The following is a 15,672-nucleotide window of genomic DNA, read 5'->3' as shown; positions in this document are numbered from 1 at the left end:
TATAAGAGCTTGTAAAAGAGGCTGACGCACTCCATAGTGGCGGCATGAATGACACCCGCCGTAACAGTGCCAGCTCTTTCCCCTGAACTCCTCTAGATAGGTCCCGCATGAGCGCACAGACGAAACCGACCCTCACCGAACGCTTGAAATCCCTCTGGGACAGCTACGGTATTGAGGTTCTCAAATTCGGTACCGTGGGCGGCGCCGCCTTCATCGTGAACTCTGTGACGGTGTGGGTGCTGATGATAACCGTCATGTCGGAGGCTCACACCAAGGCGAAGATTATTGCAAGTATCGTTGCAACCATCTTCTCGTGGCTCATGAACCGCCTGTGGACCTTCCGCGACTCCCGCTCCGAAAACTGGAAGCGCGAAGCCATCGAATTTGGCCTGGTGAACCTGCTCGGCATCCTCGTTGAGGCAGGCTGTGTGGCATTCAGTACCTACGTGCTGAACCTGCGCACCCCCGAGGCGTCCTTCATCTCCGGTACAATCATCGGTACCATTCTGGGCACCATTCTTCGCTACTTCCTCTACCGCTTCTGGGTGTATGGTTCGCACCGCCAGAAGGTTGACGAAGGTGAAGGCACCGACCACGAAGAGCTCGGCCGCATGTTTGACGAAGCTGCCGCCATTCTCGACGGCGAAGAGCCTGTAGCACGTAAGGCTACCTCTGAAGCAACCGCACCCGAGTCGCAGGCGAAGCCCGGTTCGCAGAACTCCTAGACCCCGCCTAACACCGACCATCAGCTAAGACGTGTTCTAAAAACTTATCCCCCGATACGGCGCGTATCGGGGGATAAGTTTTTTAAAATCCAGGAAACTTGGAAGAATCACTCGCCGCGGGGAATCTCCGCCGCACGCTCGGACGCCATCAGGGATGCAAGCTGCTCACCCTGCCAGTTGACGTTCGGGTCAGCCACAAACACCGCATGGCCGGAGAGCAAAATCGCCAGAACCTCCAACAGGGTGCTCAAGGTCGCCTCCGAGGCATCAAAACCGTAGTCGGGGCTCAACTCCAAAGCGAGCGCACGCTGCCCCGAAGGTAGCGTATAGCCCGCCGTACGATAGGCCTGTGCCTGCGTGAGAGCCTGCTCGTAGGCTTCCGCGTAGCTGAAACCCTCAATGATTTCTACCGAATCATCGGGAAGTAGACCCGAGTACTGGTCGCCAAAGCTACGCACCAGAGCGCAGTAATCGAGCACCTCCTCGGCGTGCGGAGCCAGCGACTGCAGATCGCCGGCGTAAGAAAGAGCCAGCGGTGCACGGTCAACCGCCAAAAGGTACGCGGGGTCATTCGTATAGCCCGCCTCCTGCTCGGAGCAGACCGCAGCAACCAGCGGCTCATCCCGCTGTAGCAGAGCGCCCACGCGCAACGCCGCTAAGCCCAGAACAATAGTGCGCCAGTGCAGGGGTGCCTGCAGATCAAAACCCTCACCGGGCTCCAGCTCGCATTCTTCAACCAGCAGGTTTGCGCTCTTATCAACCCAATTCATGAGGACCCTGCCGGAGAGCTCGATGCGCTCGCCGTTTGCCGAGTACCAGATGAGGGCGGGGGTCTGCAGGCTGCTGAGCTTCTCAAAGAAGCGATTCAGAGTTGTGGGCATGGATGCGCCGGCGGGGGAGAGAGTAACCATGTGTTTCACTCTACAGCACCTCTAACGTCGCTGGTTGAGGGCATTGGGAAGGACGCGAAACACTGGGCTAAAGATACAGGCGTAAAGCAAAAGCTCCTAAGGGGCTTGTAAAAACCTAATACCTGAAAATATTTGACAGATCTAAAGTGCATTTGAAATATGGCATAAATATGAATTTGAAATGTAAATGCTTCGCAATGCCCCGAAAAAATATTCAGAAACTGCATGGTGAGAAAAGATAAACTTTTTTCATCTAATTATCTTCTTTGTTTCTGCAGAGGTGGTGTGGACACCTAAACCGGGGATCTATATTTGCGGTCAGAATGCGGATTTTCTGTGGGCTACCGCCCTAGTGGGTGCCAATATGAGGAGTGGAAAACTTGAGGTAGCCCTTGGTTGCAAGCAAGGAGGGGTGGCAGGCGTAAAAATGTATAAAGGTCAAATTTACATTAAATATGACGCCCGCAACACATACATCTAAATATTGTTTAAGTCTAGTTTGACGAATCGGCGTGTCGCACGTCTAATAGATATATAAGCACGTTTGCTTTGGGGGACCGTAGAGGCCAGAGCAAACCATGCCACACCATACACACTAAGATTCCGTCCACGACGGATCCGCAGACTCATTAAGCTCACAATGAGAACACGGAAGGAAAACCCATGGGCTCCTACATTGCATCGGACCGCTCCATCGCGGCCGCGCGCGCATCAGGCGCTCAGCACCGTAGCATGAATCCCACTCAATCCCTCGAAAAAGCCGCCGACGCCTTTCTAGCAGACGCAGAACGAAACGCTCCTGCCTGCACCGACGTATGGACCGCAGCGGCAGGACTCTACGGAACCGAAGGCGAAGACGGAGAACTCGCCTGGCAAGCTGAAGCGCTCTGCGCCCAAACCGACCCCGAAGCCTTCTTCCCCGAGAAAGGTGGCTCCACCCGAGACGCCAAAAGGGTATGCGGTGTATGCCCCGTGCGCGAAGAATGTCTACAATATGCAATGGACAATGACGAGCGCTTCGGAATCTGGGGCGGCCTGTCAGAACGTGAACGCCGCCGACTGCGTAAGCAGGCGAACTAAGCCAGGAAGGTACCACCCACATGCAGACCGCACGACTGTGCTCCCGCCAGACCTGCCAGCGAGAGGCGACTGTTACTCTCCAGTACTCCTACGCAGACTCCACGGCCATCATTGGCGCTCTCTCTGAATTTCGTGAGCCCCACGCCTACGACCTCTGCGATGATCACGCTGCACGGCTGACGGCACCGCAGGGTTGGCGAGTGGTCTACAAGGTACCCGTCCAGGGTTCGGACACCACCGAATCCTAGAATTCGAACCCAAGAATTTAAACACCCGAATGCAAAGAACCTTCCGTGAATTCATGCGGAAGGTTCTTTGCGTATGAGAAACTGGCAGATAGTACAGACACCCGCAACTCACTCAAACACCATTCACTCGAAAAGAACGCGAGATCCATGAGCAAAGAAACACACCGAGGAATGTGGGGCGCACTGCGCCCGGCCATCCGTCGAAATAGCGCCGAAGAACTCCTCAAAGCTCGCCGAGCAGAGACCGTGACCAGCGAACCGGCACCGCACACCGGAGCCTTCGGACGCATCGTAGCAGACGTACCCACCGTCGCCGAAGAACCCGACCTGCCTACCGGTTCCGTACCCGTCGTCCCCGCACGCAGCAAACTCCGCGAACAGGGTGTCGGTACCCGCGTACGCACCCGCACCAACGTCTCCACCGGCTTCGTGCCCCTCGTGCGTGACTCGCAGAGCACCCCCAAAAATCCGACCCTCAGCGACCTCAACCGCGAAACCATGCAGAGGGCAGCCGAAGCAGAAGCAGCTGCAGCAGCAGAAGCCGAAAATGCGGCTGAAGCAGAAACCGTCGCTACCGTGGAGGCGGCAAGCGCCTCCACCGCCGGACGCAAGTACCGCACCGAAACCACCCGCACCGGTCACACCCACGCGGTCGCGGACCCCAACGCACCGCTATCTTCCCTGGCTGCCTCGCCCGAAGCTGCAGAACGCGCCGCAGCCCGCGAAGACGCCGTGGAAGACACCCCGCGCTTCCTCAAGCTCCGCGCAACCCTCATCGCGCTCACCGTACCGCTGACCGTACTCATGATCGCAATCCGCGCTGTAGCCTCCGCGCCCTTCCTCTGGCTCGAATACCACCGCCCCGGATTCCCCGAAGACAGCTACGGCTACTACCTCGTCGAGAGGATGCGCCTGGGCTCCTACGGCGTGGACTACATCAACAACTTCGCGCCGCGCGAATACCTCGCCCGAGTCACCACCGGTGCCGACAACACCCTCGCCTTCACAGAAGCAGAAGTGAACCACATGCACGACGTGAAATGGGTACTGCTCATCGCCACCGTAGCCGTTGCCGCACTCTTCCTGCTGACGCTCTTTAGCAGCATCTCCCTGCGCGAGCGCGCCCCCGGCACCATCCGCCGTAGCCTCTTTGCCGGCGCATGGATTACCCTGGGACTCATTGCGGTGCTCGGTGTCGTGGGCGTCTTCGGTTGGGAATGGCTGTTCACTACCTTCCACCAGGTGTTCTTCCCGCAGGGCAACTGGGAATTCTCCATACGAAGCTCCCTGATCCGCCTCTACCCGCCGCAATTCTGGATCGACGCGGCAATCGCCGTAGCGGTCCTCGTAGCAGCGCAGATTATCCTCCTGCTCGTGACCACCTGGCCCACCAAGTACCGCAAGCTCAAGGCAGAACGCCGCCGCCAGGAACGCCAGGAACTGCGCGTCAAGCTCGCCTCCGCACGAGTCGGCGAGAACTAAAATCATCAGCCGCTTCACCGTGCAAACCAGCGCGGAAAGGGCACAACAAAGGGGGCTGGGCTCTACCACACGGTAGAACCCAGCCCCCTTCGCTATACCCAAGCTCGTATCGCTCGAGCCCTAAATCCAGGACTTAAACCACATGTGCGAATACCACTGCTCATACGGAATCACCTGAGCAGTCCACAGCGGCATAAAGTACGCACTCAACATGAGCACACCCACCAGGTAAATCGCCACCAGCGTCACGCCCAAACGGGCACGCAACACCGAACCGCGAGCACCCGACAGCGCCAGACCCAAAACACCCGCCAACAGCAGGATCAGGAACGGCTCAAAGGACAGAGCGTAGAAGTAGAACATCGTGCGGGTCGGGTACATAAACCACGGGAAATAGCCCGCACCGAACACAACTAGCAGCGCACCAAAACGCCAATCACGCTTCAACAGCAGGACCAGAAGCGCCACAATAATCGCCGGAATAAACGCCCACCAAATCGCCGGGTTACCGATATTCAAAATAGCCTCGGAACAGGACTTCACGGTACAACCCGAAGAACCCAGCTTCGGCGACTCATAGTAGTACGAGGTCGGGCGACCCAAAACCAGCCACTGCCACGCCTGCGAAGCATACGTGTGCGGGCTGCTCAAACCAGAATGGAACTTAAACGCCGACACATGATACTCCCACAAGGAACGCAGATCCTCAGGAAGCCACATGACGCCCTTGCCCGGGTTCTCAACAGCCCAACGGCGGAAATACGCATTCGACGACTGGAACCAGCCCGCCCAAGTGCTCAGATACACCAGCAGACCCACACCAATCATCTGGAAGAACGCGGGGATGCCGTCACGCACCAGCGCCGTCAAACCCCACTTGTCCAGGCCAACAATACGGCGAGCATTAATATCCCAGAACACCGTCAGCAGACCCATCGCCGCAATAAAGAACAGCGAATTCCACTTCACACCCACCGCGGCACCGGCACACACACCGGCAGCGAAACGCCACAGGCGCAGACCCATGCTCGGGCCCCACGGCATCGGCGGAAGCACACCGCTATTCTGGCGTGCCGCCTCCGCAATATTGCGCGCCAACACGCGCCGCGCCTGAATACGGTCAAGCACCAGACACACAAAAGTCGCGAGAATCCAGAACATCTGGAAAATATCCAGCAGAGCCAAACGAGACTCCACCAGCATCAGACCATCCACAGCAGCCAGCAACGCCGCAATAGTCGCCACCGTCATCGAACGGAACAGCAACCAGCCAACATAGGCAATCAACGCCACCGACAGGGTGCCAATCACCGCAGCAGAAACACGCCAACCAAAGGGATTATTATCACCAAAAATCGCCATGCCCGCGGCAATCATCCACTTACCCAACGGTGGATGCACCACATACTCTGGCGAATCCGTCAACAGACCCGACGGGTGACCCGCCGCAAAGGAAGCATTAGCGTCCTTCGACCAGCTCAACTCATAGCCATAATGCACATACGAGTAGGCGTCCTTGGCGTAGTACGTCTCATCAAAAACAATGGCATTCGGATGCGCCAAATTATAAAAACGCAGAATGCCGGCAACCAGCACAATCAATGCAGGCGCCAACCAACCCCAACGCGGGGCACGAATATAGGCAACAGCGAGCGCATCCAGCAGAGAATCGAGGCCGTAACGACCGCGTTCAGACGAAGAACGGGTCAAATCGGCCGGACCAACCGGAGCGGCAGATGCGGGAGAAAGTAGCTTAGGTATCTTCACCCCATCAATCCTAAAGGGTCAGAACGCACGATGCACCATTTCAGCCCGTGAACGGCTTATATGAAGCACCCTGAACCTGCGCCTGACGCAGCGCCCCGCCCGGCAAGATCACCCGGCGCCGGACAGAGTGCGGGCGTTACACTTAGTGGGTACACGAAGACCAGACACAGACACGAGGCCTGCCATGACCGCACCCGCAGAATACACCGAAGAGATCGTCGACCCCTCAGAAACGGTCGAGGCACCCCAGGCTGACGTCGCTGTCACCTCCGAAGAAGGCGGTGTGCTCATCCTCGGCGGCACCCCCATCGGCAACCTGGCTGACGCCTCCGACCGACTGCGCTCGGCTCTTGCCACCGCAGACCTCATCGCCGTTGAAGACACCCGCAAGCTACGAACCCTCGCCTCCGGGCTTGGCGTGCGCACTCGCGGTCGCGTCATCGTCAACCACGACCATAACGAAGAAGAACGTAGCGCAACCATCGTGCAGGCGGTGCAGGAAGGTCAGCGCGTGCTGTTGCTCTCGGATGCGGGCATGCCCACCATCTCCGACCCCGGCTACGTTGCCGCCGCAGCCGTCGCGGAAGCCGACCTGCCCGTCACCGTGGTGCCCGGCCCCTCCGCTGCACTGACCGCGCTCGCGCTCTCGGGTCTGCCCACCGGACGATTTACCTTTGAGGGTTTCCTCGCCCGCAAGGGCTCCGAGCGTTCGCGCCGCCTCGCCTCGCTGGCGGGAGAGGAGCGCACCATGATTTTCTACGAATCCCCGCACCGCACCGCCGCAACCCTGGCAGACTTCGTGCAGATCTTCGGCGCTGACCGCCGCGGAACGGTCAGCCGTGAGCTAACTAAGCTTCACGAAGAGGTTCGACGCGGTACCCTGGCTGAGCTTGCCGAATGGGCTGAGTCTGAACGCGTCCGAGGCGAAATCGTCATTATTGTTGAGGGCGCGCAGGCCCCCGAAACTCCCGAAGCGCAGGACGTCGTGCAGCTGGTTCTCGACCGTGTAGCGGGCGGCGAGCGCCTCAAGAGCGCCTGCGCCGCGGTCGCTGCCGAGACCGGCACCTCCAAGCGTGACCTGTACGAGGCAGCCCTGGCTGCCCGCTCCGAATAACCCAAAACACCCGCAGTTTTATCCCGAGGATTTATCAATGTGTCAGAGCCACCCCGGTCCTGAAATCACCCAGGAGTATCTGAACTCCCTCGCCGCCCTGGCGAACTACACCCTGCCCACCCCCGCGGCACTCCAGGCAACCACCCTGCCTAACGGCTGGGAGCCGGTGCCCGGTGAAGTACCCGCACCCTATAAGGCGGAACTTTACACCGGCATCAGCGACGCCGAAGGCGGAGAAGGAACCCGCCGCCGCTCCACCACCGGCGAGAACGGCCGTAGCCGCAACCTGGTCTTCCCGCCCGCCCCCGAGCCGCTACCGTACCCGATTGTGGATAACCACACCCACATGGACCTGCTCGACGGCGAAGTAGAAATCAGCGCCCGCGATGCACTCGATGCCGGTGAGAAACTCGGCATCGGCGCCATCGTGCAGGTCGGATGCGATATCCCCTCCTCCCTATACGCGGTCGCCGCCGCGCAGGCTGATGAGCGTGTCCTCGCCGCTATTGCGATTCACCCCAACACCGCCCCCGAGCTGGCTGCAGCCGGACAGTTGGAGGCGGCGATCGCCACCCTCGACGAGCTTGCCACCGCCGACCGCGTGCGCGCCATCGGTGAGACCGGCCTGGACTACTTCCGCACCGGAGGTGAGGGTAAGGAAGCACAGCACTACAGCTTCCGCGAGCACATCCGTCTGGCAAAGAAGCATAACCTGGCGCTGCAGATTCACGACCGTGACGCGCACGAGGACGTTGTGCGGATCCTGGATGAAGAGGGTGCGCCGGAACGTACCGTGTTCCACTGCTACTCGGGTGGGCCCGAGCTGGCCACAATCTGTAACGAGCGCGGCTGGTACATGAGCTTTTCGGGTACGGTTACCTTCAAGAACTCGAAGGGTATTCAGGAATCGCTGGCGATGGCTCGTCCCGAGTTGATTCTGGCTGAGACGGATGCGCCGTTCTTGACCCCGCATCCGTTCCGTGGTCGCCCGAATGCGTCTTATATGACAAATTACACAGTGCGTTTTATGGCGGCTCACCGCGGTGAGGAGCTGGAGGCGTTGTGCCGCCGCATTCGCGAAAATTCGGAGCGTGTGTACGGTCAGTGGTAGGCTGATTAGTCTGCTAGGTTATGAGGCGAGTGTATTTTTCAGTACGATGTTCTATGACAGTTGCAATTGTGCATTATCTTTTTATTAGCGAATGTGCATGTTTCTGTGATAGTTTCATATTATTCACTCTCATAATAAATATTCTCTTCCGGAAGTCGTAGATAGAGATACCCCAACCACCTGACGTTTGCACGACATGTGCCATGTCCGGGTTCCCCTCTAAGCACTATGTGCTCCCCATGCGACGTCATCATGAAATCGGAGAATTCTTTTGATGAGAATTACTAAATATGTTCTGGGCCTGGATGGTGCTAACCGTTTTGACTCGTTCTATTCTGTGGGCGCTCCCGCACAGGGGTTTGTCCGTTACTCCGCGGTGGACAACCGCGATAACCACGTCACCGATGAAGAGTTTGACGTAGAGTTTTTCCGTAGTCGTTGGCATTGTGACCCTAACCCCGCTGAGAAGGGGTGTATGCTCAGCCACGTGAAGATGTGGCGTGACTTCGTCGCTAGTGACGCTGATTGGGCGCTGATTGCTGAAGACGACATCCTTATTTCTCCTGACGCTGAGGCGGTGGTGAACGCAATTATCACGAAGTATCCGCAGGTACAACTGGTGAACCTTTGTGATTCTTTTGCGAATGACGCTGGCAAATTGAATCCGCACGTGGAGTATATTCGCTTGTCGTTGTTGTCTCCCTTCGTATACGGCAAGTACCGTATGGGTAAGCCGTACGGTAGCTGGCCTTTGGTTTGTACTGGCCTGTATCTGATTTCCCGATCGGGTGCTGAGCTGTTGCTCAAGCAATTCGAGAGTAAGGTTCCGGGTACTGTGGCTGATGACTATAAGCTGTACCAGCAGTGGGGCGTGGATGTGCGTTTTGTGCAGCCTGGTCTGTGCGGCTGGGAGGGTAGTAGCGTTATTCTGGAATCTGGTAAGCGTCATCTGGATAAGGTGAATAGTCTCCAACACGGTACTGGCCCTCTTGACCGTTTGCGTATTGCTTTGGCGCCCAAGAAGCGTATTACAAATGCTAAGAATGCTCTGGAAGCCACTTTTGATGAGGTGAAGCACCGCCTGGGTAAGGCGGAGTAAAGGGGAAATTCATGGCAAAAATTCTGAAATACGTTCTGGGACTGGACGGCGCTAACCGGTTTGATTCTTTCTTCTCGGTGGGGGCACCTGCTCAAGATTTCCAGCGTTATTCTGCGGTGGATAACCGTGATGATTACCTCACTGATGCACAATTCGATAGCAAGCTGTTCTTGACTCGTTACGGTAAAGAGCCGAGGCCTTCCGAAAAGGGTTGCGCTTTGAGCCACTACCACATGTGGAAGGACTTCCTCGCTTCAGATGCCGACTGGGCTTTGCTAGCAGAGGACGATGTCCTCATTTCCCCTGACCTGCAGCCTGTAGTGGAGAGGATTATCGAAAAGTATCCTCACGTGCAGATGGTTAATCTGGGCGATATCTACGCTTCTGAAGCTGGCAAGTTGAACCCGCAGGTTGATTATCCCCGTCTTTCGTTGCTTGCTCCTTTTGTGTACGGCAAGTACCGTATGGGTCGTACCTATGGTTCAAAGCCTCTGTACGGTGCTGCCTTGTATCTTCTTTCGCGCTCTGGAGCTGAACGACTCGTAGAATGTTATGGCGAGACGGTTCCCGGCGTTGTTGCTGATGATTATTCTCTCTACCGAGAATGGGGAGTAGACGTATATTTGGTGCAGCCCGGCCTGTGCGGTTGGGAAGGTACTAGCCTCATTCAAACTTCTGGCGTTCGTCACTTAGAAAGTCTCAAGAGCACGCAGTATGGTACCGGTTTTATCGACCGGTTGCGCATCGCCCTGGCGCCGAGGAAGCGTTTGCAGAATGCAAAGAATGTCCTGGAGGCAACTTTTGAGGATTTGAAGCGGCACCTGGGACGGTAACCCAGAGACGGAATGGGCTACTGCTATCACATAAAAATTGATATGTGGGGCTTCTGCCTGACTTTTACCCCCTCCCTATCGCACACACGATAGGGAGGGGGTACTCGTTTGTTAGGCACCAGTAGAGCTGCAACATATGGCGTCTTATTCTTGGAACATCTGAGATTGGTGCATGTTGTATTCAGCATTGGGCGCGGATGTGCGCTACGCGTAGCCCAATCTGCGCGGCTGGGAATAATCCCGCGCCTCATCACCGACCTCAAATATTCGCCATATTGAAACGCCGTCTAAGGTCTATAGACGAACAATATCGTTGATTTCCCGCGTGTCCTGCTGGCTCTGAAGGTACGTACGGCCATAGCTAAGACCGCTTGGTTGTCTACCGTTGAAGATGTGAAGCACCGCCTGGCACGGTAACCTGGAAGGTAGCACCCTCCACCTAACCGAAGGAATACTGTGAACAATCTGCCCCTGCTCGGACCGGCCGAGATTCGCGAGCTCGCTGAGAGCCTCGACATTCGACCCACGAAGACTCTTGGGCAGAACTTTGTGATTGACCCCAATACGATTCGTCGTATTGTCAATGCCGCGGAGATTTCATCTGAGGAGACGGTGCTGGAGGTCGGCCCGGGTCTGGGCTCGTTGACCCTCGGTATTCTGGACGCGGCGAAGGACATGGTCGCGGTGGAGATCGATCCGCCGCTGGCTCGGCAACTCCCGCACACCATTGAGAAGTTCCGTCCCGAGAAGGCGGGTGATATCGATGTGGTGCTGATGGATGCGCTGAAGGTGACCGAGCTTCCCCGCACCCCGGCCGCCCTGGTAGCGAACCTGCCCTACAACGTGGCGGTGCCGGTGCTCCTGCACCTGTTCGGGCAGTTCCCGAGCATCCGTCACGCGCTGGTGATGGTTCAGGACGAGGTTGCCGACCGTCTTTCGGCGACTCCGGGTTCGAAGATTTACGGTGTTCCCTCGGTCAAGGCCAATTGGTACGCCGAGGTGTACAAGGCGGGTGTTATCGGCAAGAATGTGTTCTGGCCGGCCCCGAAGATTAACTCCGGTTTGGTGGGCTTCCGCATGCGCGAGGAGCCTCTCTCAACCGTGGACCGTGACCTGGTGTTCACGATTATCGATGCGGCCTTCGCCCAGCGCCGTAAGACCCTGCGCGCTGCGTTGAGCTCCTGGGCGGGCTCGGGTGCGCGTGCGGAGCAGATTTTGGTGGCTGCCGGTATCGCCCCGACCGAGCGCGGTGAGAAGCTGGACATCCACGGCTTTATCCGTATCGCGGAGGCTTCGCTGACCGTCCCGGCTGAGCCTGCCGCAGAGTAGTTTCCTCCTGCACCGAATTTTTCATTGATGTTCTTAAGCGAGTTTCCGCGCGAAAGGTGTATGCGCTGATGAGTACCGCCTCCCAGACTGCTATTTCGGTTGATGCCCCCGGAAAGGTAAACCTGTACCTTGCTGTGGGGGACGTTCGCCCGGACGGCTACCATCCGCTGACCACGCTTTTTGCTGCGGTTTCTCTGACCGAGACCGTCACCGTCTCTGAAGGGCAGACTCAGGGCCTGAGCCTGAGCATGGATATTGTGCCCGGTTCCCTGGTGGATCAGCAGATGCAGGCTGGCCAGTTCGATCCCGCCGACGTGCCGATGGACGAGCGGAACCTCGTATACCGTGCCGCCGAGCTGATTCTTGCCGAACACGGTATTTCTGGGCACGGCGTTGAATCCACGCCGGCGCTGCACCTGCACATTGCGAAGGCTGTACCCGTGGCCGGTGGCATGGCGGGCGGTTCAGCGGACGCGGCTGCCGCCCTCATTGCTACGGACCGCTATCTGCACGCAACCGGCCGCACCGGTGCGCTCCTGACCCAGACGGATTATGAACGTCTTGCCGCGCAACTGGGCGCCGATATTCCCTTTAGCGTGCGTGCCGCGCTCGGGCAGGCCCTCGCACTGGGGCAGGGGACCGGTACCGAGCTGCAGAATATTGCGGCGCCTCGGGAACCTCTGCACCTGGTGATTGTTGCCGCGCAGTTTGGCCTCTCCACCCCCAGCGTATTCAAGCAGCTGGACGCGGGCCGTGCCGCCGGTGAGTATCCCGCCTCCGGCGAGCTGGTGGAACCCCTAGAGCTTCTGGAAGCCCTGAACTCTTATGACGGTTCGGAGGCGGCGCTCGCCTCCCTAGCGGCCCTGTTGCGTAACGACCTGCAGGCACCCGCGCTCTCGTGCGCCCCGCAGCTGGCTGAAACCCTGGCCCTGCGCAATGACGGGGCAGTGCACGCATCTCTGGTGTCTGGCTCCGGTCCGACCGTGCTGCTACTGGCCTCTTCTCAAGCACGAGCAGAGGCTCTCGCTACCTCTCTCCGTGTTGAGGGCCACCACGCCGTAGCTGCCGAAGTTACTAGTGCGTAGCTCATATATCTGTCACACTAGATAACGATTTATCACTCACTGACTTCTATTATTCTCTGGCGGAAAGGGAGAATCTTATGAAGGTTAAAAATATTGTTATCGCCCAGGACCGTTTTAGCCTTCTTGGCGGTATTACGACCGTTAACAGGATCCTGGGCAGGGCCTTTAAAGAAGCCGGGTACAACGTTAGCTATCTGGCGCTCTACGACAATACGGGAGATAACCCTGACGCTGTGACCCCGGATTTTGTGATCCGCGCCGGTTCGCTTGTCTCGAAGACCACCCATAATAAGCTGGTGTACAACAACCCCGGACCGCTGGGTGCCGTGCTGGCGGCTAAGAAGGCATTTACCGTCCTGTGGGACCGCTATAACGCAGTGCGCACCCGCCGTTACCTGCAGTCGCTGGGCAAAGATACCGTTGTTCTGACCTCGATGACCGACATTGCTGAGTATCTGGTGGACTATGCGCGACAGGGGCGGAAGCAGGGGATCGGGTATCTCTACGAATTCCACAGCGCTTTCGACAGCTTTCACCGCACAACTCGTGAAAAGACCCTTAAGGATATTGGGCGCTACTACGACTCCTTCATCGCGCTTTCTGAAGGAGACGCGCGCCTCTTTGCTGAATGGCTGAACCGCCCGGTTGACGCTGTCTTTAACCCTAACGTTTATATCACCCCTGAGATTCAGCAGAAGATTATGGGCATAGCTCAGCAGAAGAAGCCAGTTATTCAGTATATTGGCCGCTATGGGGCTGAGAAGGGTCTCATGCGCATTCTGGAGAGCTTCATTGCGTGTGCGCCGGAGTTCCCTGAATGGACTTTGAAGCTCAACGGCAGCGGAAATGACGAGACTGAGCGTCAGATGCATGAACTTCTCGAGACCCTTGAACCTGCCCTCGCCGAGCGTATCGTGGTGGGTGGACCCCTGAGCTCCGAGCAGGTGCTTGAAGCCTATGCTGAAGCATCATTGACCATTTGTGCCTCTGATTTTGAGGGTGGCCCCATGTCTTTGCAAGAGGGCATGCGCGTTGGTACGCCTTTGGTTTCTTACCCCTCCAGCTATCTATTGTTGGACTATTTGCCTGAATTCGGCTATCTCGCTGAAGAACGTAGCGTTGAGGCGCTGACGAAGCAGCTACGCCTGGCTATAGGTGATGATGAATTGAGAGCTAAAAAATCTGCTTTGTGCGTTGAGAAGTCCTCTATTTTCTCTCCCGAATATATTGTTCAGTGTTGGGAGAAGGTTTTTGGCTCTATCCACCGTTAGCTGTAAGCACCGAGGAATGCTTATATAGAAGAATGCCGGTTCTAGATTTACTCTAGAACCGGCATTCTTCTATATCCTCTGCAGGCTAACCATTAGAGGTGCATCGAAAGATACGTTATTATCCCATGAGCTGACGTTCCGGGACCGCATGGAAACGGTATTGGAGCATCCCCTTGAGAGCGCCTAGGTTTGCACCGGCTTCTCGTGCACCCACCAAACGAGTAGCAGGGAAGAGTAGCAGCGGTAGGGACTTCGCCAGAGCAATAACCGAGTACTTGATGCTCGGGCCGGTCATACCCCGGTCCTTGAAACGAGCCCAGAGGAGCATGCGGTAGTGCTGGTAGTTACGTTGCTGACGGAAAATCTGCTTTGGGGTGGAGCGAAGACGGTAGCGTACCAGCGAGGCGTAGGTCTTGTAGAAGGGCACGCCGCTTAGGCTCACGCGCCAGGAGAAATCAGTCTCTTCGGACCCCGCGATGTAGCTACAATCCATGCCGCCGTTACGTATGTATACATCGCGCGGGACGGAGAAATTGCAACCGGTAATTGAGGGCAGGAAACCCGCGAAGGGAGGTACCTGGTCTTCGGTCTCCACGAGGGAGCTGTTCTCTAAGACCTTCTCGTCAGAATCGAGGGGCACGCCGTAGGCTTTGAGCACCTCAGTGGGATTGGTATTGTGCAGGTTAGCTCCCGAAACGAGCGCGGGGCTGTGCCTGTCGTGTACCGCTAGGTGGCCTTCCAACCATCCGGTTTCCACGTAGTCGTCCGAGTCACAGTAGACAAGAATCTTGCCTCGGGCTTCCAACGCACCAACGTTACGGGCATTAGCGGGGCCCTTAATGTTGCTGGAATCTACCCAACGCAACGGGTAGGGGGCGTTGAACCTCTCTACCAGTGCGCGGGTATTATCAGTGCTACCGTTGTCGCTGACCAGCACCTCGAAAGAGCGGCTAGTTTGCTGTTCAGCCAGGGCTTGTAGCTGCTTTTCAATGAATGCGGCGCCGTTGTAGACAGGAATCACGACGGAGGCTTCGTACGCGTACTGTTCGCTCATGTTATTCACCGAGTTCCCTGACTCGGCGGGCGGGGACACCGGCGTACAGGCCATTCGGCTCGCAGTCGGAGACCACCACAGCACCCGCGGCAATCATGCATCCGGCGCCGATGGTGACGCCAGCAATGACGGACACGTTCTGGCCGAGCCAGGAACCGTCACCAATCACGATAGGAGCCTCAACATTTTTTCCTGCACGCTGGCGTGAGGGACCCATCTCGTGGCTTGCGGTGCATAGGGTGACGCGCGGGCCCAGGTAGACGCGGTCGCCCATCTGGACTGCGCAGTCGATAAAGATATCACGGTTAATCCAGCAACCGGAGCCAATCCGAGCCCCTGGAAGAATTTCGGAGCTGGGATGCACGTAGGTGCCGTCGCCAATGGTGACGCCGGCGGCGCGGAGTTTTTCGATGCGTGCCGCGCGGCGTTTGGTCTTCTGCTCCAGAAAATGCTGGTGCTTGAGCTGTTTGAGAGTGTTGAGCATGAATACCTTCATAAGGGTGGGCAGGGAAAAACGCTCCCTATAAGTATTAAAGGGGCTCTTCAGAGTTGAGTGTGGTTGG

The 15,672-nt window shown here is 57.4% G+C and carries 15 protein-coding genes; 11 read left to right on the top strand and 4 right to left on the bottom strand.

Annotated elements, in window-relative coordinates; translation table 11 throughout:
* Positions 1-107 precede the first annotated feature (107 nt).
* Positions 108-725, top strand: a complete 618-nt coding sequence (locus HMPREF2884_RS00090) for a GtrA family protein (RefSeq protein ID WP_070614662.1) — start codon at positions 108-110, stop codon at positions 723-725.
* Positions 726-832: 107 nt separating this feature from the next.
* Here the strand turns inward: HMPREF2884_RS00090 and HMPREF2884_RS00085 are convergent, their stop codons facing one another.
* Positions 833-1,636, bottom strand: coding sequence for a TIGR03089 family protein (locus HMPREF2884_RS00085; RefSeq protein WP_070614657.1), 804 nt, complete (start codon positions 1,634-1,636; stop codon positions 833-835).
* Between the two features lie 663 nt (positions 1,637-2,299).
* Between HMPREF2884_RS00085 and HMPREF2884_RS09485 the strand changes: the two genes are divergently transcribed.
* From HMPREF2884_RS09485 to HMPREF2884_RS00070, 3 genes are all read left to right on the top strand, one after another.
* Positions 2,300-2,716, top strand: coding sequence for a WhiB family transcriptional regulator (locus HMPREF2884_RS09485; RefSeq protein ID WP_070614654.1), 417 nt, complete (start codon positions 2,300-2,302; stop codon positions 2,714-2,716).
* Positions 2,717-2,736: 20 nt separating this feature from the next.
* Positions 2,737-2,964, top strand: coding sequence for a DUF3499 family protein (locus HMPREF2884_RS00075; RefSeq protein ID WP_070614652.1), 228 nt, complete (start codon positions 2,737-2,739; stop codon positions 2,962-2,964).
* A gap of 147 nt (positions 2,965-3,111) precedes the next feature.
* Positions 3,112-4,446: a TIGR01906 family membrane protein gene (locus tag HMPREF2884_RS00070; RefSeq protein WP_070614650.1), complete on the top strand. Its 1,335-nt coding sequence runs from the start codon at positions 3,112-3,114 to the stop codon at positions 4,444-4,446.
* A gap of 120 nt (positions 4,447-4,566) precedes the next feature.
* Here the strand turns inward: HMPREF2884_RS00070 and HMPREF2884_RS00065 are convergent, their stop codons facing one another.
* Positions 4,567-6,213, bottom strand: coding sequence for a dolichyl-phosphate-mannose--protein mannosyltransferase (locus tag HMPREF2884_RS00065; protein ID WP_070614648.1), 1,647 nt, complete (start codon positions 6,211-6,213; stop codon positions 4,567-4,569).
* A 184-nt stretch (positions 6,214-6,397) separates the two neighbouring features.
* Between HMPREF2884_RS00065 and rsmI the strand changes: the two genes are divergently transcribed.
* The 7 genes from rsmI to HMPREF2884_RS00030 all read left to right on the top strand — a co-directional run bounded on the left by rsmI (position 6,398) and on the right by HMPREF2884_RS00030 (position 14,055).
* Positions 6,398-7,327, top strand: coding sequence for a 16S rRNA (cytidine(1402)-2'-O)-methyltransferase (gene rsmI / locus HMPREF2884_RS00060; protein ID WP_070614646.1), 930 nt, complete (start codon positions 6,398-6,400; stop codon positions 7,325-7,327).
* 37 nt (positions 7,328-7,364) lie between these two features.
* Positions 7,365-8,438 (top strand): TatD family hydrolase, encoded by a 1,074-nt coding sequence (locus HMPREF2884_RS00055; protein WP_070614644.1) that lies wholly within the window; start codon positions 7,365-7,367, stop codon positions 8,436-8,438.
* A gap of 274 nt (positions 8,439-8,712) precedes the next feature.
* Positions 8,713-9,537 (top strand): glycosyltransferase family 25 protein, encoded by an 825-nt coding sequence (locus HMPREF2884_RS00050; RefSeq protein ID WP_236146153.1) that lies wholly within the window; start codon positions 8,713-8,715, stop codon positions 9,535-9,537.
* Between the two features lie 11 nt (positions 9,538-9,548).
* Positions 9,549-10,370: a glycosyltransferase family 25 protein gene (locus tag HMPREF2884_RS00045; protein ID WP_070614639.1), complete on the top strand. Its 822-nt coding sequence runs from the start codon at positions 9,549-9,551 to the stop codon at positions 10,368-10,370.
* 456 nt (positions 10,371-10,826) lie between these two features.
* The gene (gene rsmA / locus HMPREF2884_RS00040; RefSeq protein WP_070614637.1) at positions 10,827-11,699 is read left to right on the top strand and encodes a 16S rRNA (adenine(1518)-N(6)/adenine(1519)-N(6))-dimethyltransferase RsmA; all 873 of its coding nucleotides are present in this window, start codon (positions 10,827-10,829) and stop codon (positions 11,697-11,699) included.
* Positions 11,700-11,767: 68 nt separating this feature from the next.
* Positions 11,768-12,784 (top strand): 4-(cytidine 5'-diphospho)-2-C-methyl-D-erythritol kinase, encoded by a 1,017-nt coding sequence (locus tag HMPREF2884_RS00035; protein ID WP_070614636.1) that lies wholly within the window; start codon positions 11,768-11,770, stop codon positions 12,782-12,784.
* A gap of 77 nt (positions 12,785-12,861) precedes the next feature.
* Positions 12,862-14,055, top strand: coding sequence for a glycosyltransferase (locus HMPREF2884_RS00030; protein ID WP_070614635.1), 1,194 nt, complete (start codon positions 12,862-12,864; stop codon positions 14,053-14,055).
* Between the two features lie 118 nt (positions 14,056-14,173).
* Here the strand turns inward: HMPREF2884_RS00030 and HMPREF2884_RS00025 are convergent, their stop codons facing one another.
* Complete coding sequence (locus tag HMPREF2884_RS00025) at positions 14,174-15,109, bottom strand: glycosyltransferase family 2 protein (protein WP_070614633.1); 936 nt, start codon at positions 15,107-15,109, stop codon at positions 14,174-14,176.
* Between the two features lies 1 nt (position 15,110).
* On the bottom strand, positions 15,111-15,593 hold the full coding sequence (locus tag HMPREF2884_RS00020; protein ID WP_070614745.1) for an acyltransferase: 483 nt from the start codon (positions 15,591-15,593) through the stop codon (positions 15,111-15,113).
* Positions 15,594-15,672: the final 79 nt, after the last annotated feature.

The sequence above is a fragment of the Rothia sp. HMSC073B08 genome (assembly GCF_001812975.1).
GTDB classification, from domain to species: Bacteria; Actinomycetota; Actinomycetes; order Actinomycetales; family Micrococcaceae; genus Rothia; species Rothia mucilaginosa.
Note: the sequence above shows the minus strand (reverse complement) of the source record. Positions and strands in the feature narration are given on the sequence as shown.

Excerpts from the sequence above, each read along its gene's own strand:
- HMPREF2884_RS00090 (WP_070614662.1), top strand. The coding sequence starts at position 108 with ATGAGCGCACAGACGAAACCGACCCTCACCGAACGCTTGAAATCCCTC.
- HMPREF2884_RS00085 (WP_070614657.1), bottom strand. The coding sequence starts at position 1,636 with ATGGTTACTCTCTCCCCCGCCGGCGCATCCATGCCCACAACTCTGAAT.
- HMPREF2884_RS09485 (WP_070614654.1), top strand. The coding sequence starts at position 2,300 with ATGGGCTCCTACATTGCATCGGACCGCTCCATCGCGGCCGCGCGCGCA.
- HMPREF2884_RS00075 (WP_070614652.1), top strand. The coding sequence starts at position 2,737 with ATGCAGACCGCACGACTGTGCTCCCGCCAGACCTGCCAGCGAGAGGCG.
- HMPREF2884_RS00070 (WP_070614650.1), top strand. The coding sequence starts at position 3,112 with ATGAGCAAAGAAACACACCGAGGAATGTGGGGCGCACTGCGCCCGGCC.
- rsmI (WP_070614646.1), top strand. The coding sequence starts at position 6,398 with ATGACCGCACCCGCAGAATACACCGAAGAGATCGTCGACCCCTCAGAA.
- HMPREF2884_RS00055 (WP_070614644.1), top strand. The coding sequence starts at position 7,365 with ATGTGTCAGAGCCACCCCGGTCCTGAAATCACCCAGGAGTATCTGAAC.
- HMPREF2884_RS00050 (WP_236146153.1), top strand. The coding sequence starts at position 8,713 with ATGAGAATTACTAAATATGTTCTGGGCCTGGATGGTGCTAACCGTTTT.
- HMPREF2884_RS00045 (WP_070614639.1), top strand. The coding sequence starts at position 9,549 with ATGGCAAAAATTCTGAAATACGTTCTGGGACTGGACGGCGCTAACCGG.
- HMPREF2884_RS00035 (WP_070614636.1), top strand. The coding sequence starts at position 11,768 with ATGAGTACCGCCTCCCAGACTGCTATTTCGGTTGATGCCCCCGGAAAG.
- HMPREF2884_RS00030 (WP_070614635.1), top strand. The coding sequence starts at position 12,862 with ATGAAGGTTAAAAATATTGTTATCGCCCAGGACCGTTTTAGCCTTCTT.
- HMPREF2884_RS00025 (WP_070614633.1), bottom strand. The coding sequence starts at position 15,109 with ATGAGCGAACAGTACGCGTACGAAGCCTCCGTCGTGATTCCTGTCTAC.
- HMPREF2884_RS00020 (WP_070614745.1), bottom strand. The coding sequence starts at position 15,593 with ATGCTCAACACTCTCAAACAGCTCAAGCACCAGCATTTTCTGGAGCAG.